Annotated in this window: 2 protein-coding genes and 1 pseudogene; all 3 read left to right on the top strand. The window is 63.2% G+C overall.

The window, feature by feature from the left end; all coding sequences use genetic code 11:
- Window positions 1–1176 (top strand): annotated as a pseudogene (locus tag QZY48_RS16715) (BREX system P-loop protein BrxC); the annotation flags it as partial.
- Between the two features lie 12 nt (window positions 1177–1188).
- Window positions 1189–3141: an ATP-binding protein gene (locus tag QZY48_RS16710; protein WP_295432989.1), complete on the top strand. Its 1953-nt coding sequence runs from the start codon at window positions 1189–1191 to the stop codon at window positions 3139–3141.
- A gap of 133 nt (window positions 3142–3274) precedes the next feature.
- Complete coding sequence (locus QZY48_RS16705; protein ID WP_295432986.1) at window positions 3275–4180, top strand: ATP-binding protein; 906 nt, start codon at window positions 3275–3277, stop codon at window positions 4178–4180.
- Window positions 4181–4298: the final 118 nt, after the last annotated feature.

Raw genomic sequence — 4298 nt, 5'->3', positions numbered from 1 at the left:
GTGCTCGCCGAGGTCCTGGCCCGCATCGAGAACCGCACCAGCTACGGCGAGACCGCCAGCGGGCGCTGGCTGACCGACGAGTTTGCCAAGGAACCCTTCGGCTGGGAGTTCGACACCGTTCGGCTCCTGGTCATCGCGCTGCTGCGTGCCGGCAAGATCGAGGCGACCAGCAAGGGGCAGGTCATCGACTCCGCCCTGTCACTCGACGCACGCACCACCTTCACCAACAACAACCTGTTCCGCCAGGCATCCTTTCGCCCGCGCACCACCGACTGCGAGTTCACGGACTACATCGAGGCCGGGGAGGCCTACAAGACCTGCTTCGGGAAAGAGATCCAGGAGTACGAGGAAAACCTCATCGCGGCGGCCATCCGCGAGACCACGGAGGGCTTCGAGGAAACGCTGCGGGAGGTCCTCGCCCAACTCGACAAGCATGGGCTCCCCGGGGGCGAGGTGATTGCCGGGGCATTGAACAACAGCGTGGGCTTCCGCCGCCAGCGCGACTGCCAGACACTCAAGGCCTTCACCGCCTGCCACCAGGCGCTGAAAGAGGCCATCAAGCGGGGGGCGGAGCTTGCCAAGGCCCTGACGGAGCCCGCGCTCCACGACCTGGGTCGGGCGCGCCGCGCGCTGGACAGCCTCTGGCCCTTCCTGGAGCAGGAGCCGGACTTAAGCGACAGCGACCGGGACCACGCCGGGCAGCTCAAGGACCTGCTGGCCCGTGAGTCCTTCTTCCGCGAGCTGCCGGCCATCGATCAGCACGCCAAGGCCCTGGAGACCGCCCACCAGGCCCGCCTGCAACAGGCGCTCGGCGCCCGAACCCAGGCTTACGCGGACGCCCTCCAACAACTGCGCGGCACCCCCGGCTGGGAAGAGGTCGGCGAGGAGCAGCGCGGCCGCATCGCTGAGCCGCTGGCGACATACACTGTCGCGAAGGCCGCCACCGCGTCGATACCCCAGCTCCGAGCGGACCTGGACGCCTGCCCCGTGCGACGGGACAAGGCCGTCGAAGACCTGATGCGCCTGCTCGACGGCAACCGGATCGTCAAGATCAGCGCCGCCGGCTTTTTCTCTGGGGGCATCGAGAACGAGGAACAGCTCGATCAGGCGCTCGATGGGCTGAAAGAGCAGTGCCTGGAGCTCATCGCGGCCGGCAAGAAGGTGTTGGTTCAATAGGACAGGATCGCCATGAGAGAATCCATCGACCTGCGCACCCTCGCGAGTCGCGAAAGCGAGCAAACCGAGTGGAAAGAGAATGTTGCCGATATCGACGACGTCGTAGCGACCTTGTCTGCGTTCGCCAACGATCTGCAGAATCTCGGCGGGGGTTATGTGGTTTGCGGTGCGCAGGAAGTAACGGATGAACACGGCTTTCCGAAACTCGTGCTCACTGGACTCACCGCCGCACGGCTTAAGGAAGTCGAAGGCAAGACGCTTCACCGGTGTCGCGATCTCGTCTCGCCGCCAATCACACCGCTCGTTGAAGAATTACCTGGTGAGCAACCGGATCGACGCATCCTGGTATTCATCCAGCCGGCGACTGGCCAGGCCCATACGTTTCGGCGCGGCAAGGAAGGCGGCAAGCACTTTGTACGGGTTTCTCGTTCGACGATCGAGGCCCGCAACGGAGTGCTCCTCAATCTGCTCGTGCGCAAAGGCGCCCTGGAACCATGGGACCGGCGGCCATGTAAGGCGGCAACCGAGAACGATCTGGATTTGCTCGCGCTCCGCGAGGCGCTGCAACGGATGGGTGTCTTCTCGTCTGAGCGTGGTCTTGATCCCTATCTGTCGGATACTGCGCAGCTCAGTCCCTTCGTGCCTTCACTGTTCACCCGCGAACCGCTCACCGGCGCCCTGAGACCACGCAATTTCGCCCTGCTCCTGTTCGGTCGCGAGACGCAGCGGTTCATCCCGGGGGCCTTCAGCATCTTTTCCATGTATCCCGGACCGGATCGTTCCGACGCGCATTCGGAGCGCCACGAGGTTGCCGGAAATCTACTGGAGCAAGCCCGGCGCCTGGGACAGTTGTTGGACGTCCAATCTCATGTCGTCATCGACAAGGAAAGTCACACGACGCCCAACGTCATGAAATACCCCACACGCGCGCTTTACGAGGCCATGGGCAATGCACTTGCGCACCGGGATTACGAAGACCACGAACCGACCCGTATCACCGTCTTTTCCGACCGCATCGAGGTGTTATCCCCAGGATCTCTGCCGCTCGGCGTCGCCCCGTCCGACTTTCGTGAGGGTCGGGCCAGCCCAAAATGGCGCAACCAGACCCTCGCCTGGTTCTTCACCCGTCTCCAGATTGCCCAGGCGGAGGGTCAAGGCATAAGGACCATTCTCCGGGTCATGCGCGAAGAGGGGTGCCCACGGCCGCAATTCGAGGTAGACGACTCGCGCGTGCTGTGTGTCCTGCCGGCCCATCCCAGACACTCGATCCTCCAAGACCTGCGCAGCGCCGAGCAGGCCCTCGCCTTGGGGCAGTTGGAGCGGGCGCAGGCGCAGATCGATTCGATCCTGGCCAGAGACCCCCTCAACTACCGGGCGATTCAGCTCTTCGCGGAAGTGCATCAAGGGCTGCGGGCACCCTCGGTCGTGGCGGATTTCGTCAGCGCCCACCTCAGCGCATTAGGTGGGGTCCCTGCCCCGGTGCTCGTGCAATTGGCCGAGGCCCTCGTTTCCGGCGGGCGTCCGTCCGACAACGACAGGGCTCTATCCAGGCAGCTCCTCACCTTCGCGTCTCGCGGGCGCCTGGAAGAGCGAGAACTGCGCAAGATCCTAGTCGCTATGTTAAGGGCTCGCGAGGAGGAATCCGCTCTCACGTTGATCGAGCAACAGCTCCAACAAAATCCCGACTGGAGCCGCAATCCCTCTTTACTACAGCTACGCGGTGACGCCCTTCTGGGGTTGGCGAAACATTGCAGCATGACGGGAAAGAATCGCGAACTTCCGCCCAGGACCAGGCAAAGGGCCTGGCAGCAGTTCCATGCCTATTTGGATCGCTCCGAGCATGATCTGAAACAGGCCCACGCCCTCAGCGTCGATGCCCAATTGACTGGCCAGATCGATAAGAACATGGCGTTTCTCGCGCGTCTGCGTAAAGACAATCAACCACCGCGTAGCGGTAAGCGGTAGCAATGGACAAAGACATTCCGGGCCTGGCAGCCATGATCGCAAACCGTACCAACCCCCGCTCAGCATACGCGCCGTCATGCTCGAGTCCGCGGGACAGCGAATCGCACGGCTTGAAATCCCTCGCTCGACCCGCTTGGTTGCGACCAGCGACGGGACGCTCCAGCGCCGTCGCCTGCAGGCCGACGGCAAACCGCAGTGCGTGCCCTTTCTCCCGCATGAATTTGCGTCGCGCGAGTCCGATCTGCGGCTTTCGGACTACTCTGCGCTGCCGGTTGCCGGCGCTGACCTCGACACACTCGACCCCGCGGAGCGCCATCGGCTGCGCCAGGCCATTGAGCGTTATCGCGGAGACCGGTCCTTGCTCGGTCTCGACGATGCTGAACTCGACGGCGCGCTTGGGTTGACCCGAACCGAGTCCGGGCAGCGCGTCCCAACGGTCGCGGGCCTGCTGCTGATCGGCCGCGAATCGGCCATTCGGGCGCATCTACCCACCCACGAGGCGGCGTTCCAGGTCCTGGACGGGACCGAGGTGCGCGTCAATGACTTCTACCGCTGGCCCTTGGTGCGGCTGTTCGAGCGGGTCGAGGAACAGTTTCTGGCCCGGGTCAACGAGCGCGAACTCCAGGTCGGCCTGTTCCGGGTTCCGGTGCCGAACGTGGAACCGCGCGCCTTCCGCGAAGCCCTCGTCAATGCACTGACTCATCGCGACTACAGTCGTCTGGGCTCTGTGCAGGCCCGCTGGCAGACCGAGACCCTGTCGATCAGCAGTCCCGGCGGCTTTGTCGAAGGCGTCTCCCTGGACAATCTGTTGGTGGTCGAGCCCCGCCCTCGCAATCCGCTGCTTGCCGATGCCTTCAAGCGCATCGGGCTGGCCGAGCGTACCGGCCGCGGCGTCGACCTCATTTACCAGGGCCTCCTGCGCTACGGGCGGCCGCCGCCGAGCTACCTGCGCAGCGACGCCGCAGGTGTCGTGGTCGATCTCAGTTGCTCGGAGGCCGATCTCAACTTCCTCAAGTGGCTCATGAGGCCAAATGTGTGATGCTTTACTATTAGCCAATAATAACTGATAATGAGATAGTCTATACTAAAATATTTTTGGATCCACGCACATGCTCATTTTCTCGCTCGTCGAATTATTGGATGAACAGAAATGCTAT

This window comes from uncultured Thiodictyon sp., assembly GCF_903828115.1.
Lineage (GTDB): Bacteria > Pseudomonadota > Gammaproteobacteria > Chromatiales > Chromatiaceae > Thiodictyon.
This window is presented reverse-complemented; position numbering and strand designations above follow the sequence as displayed.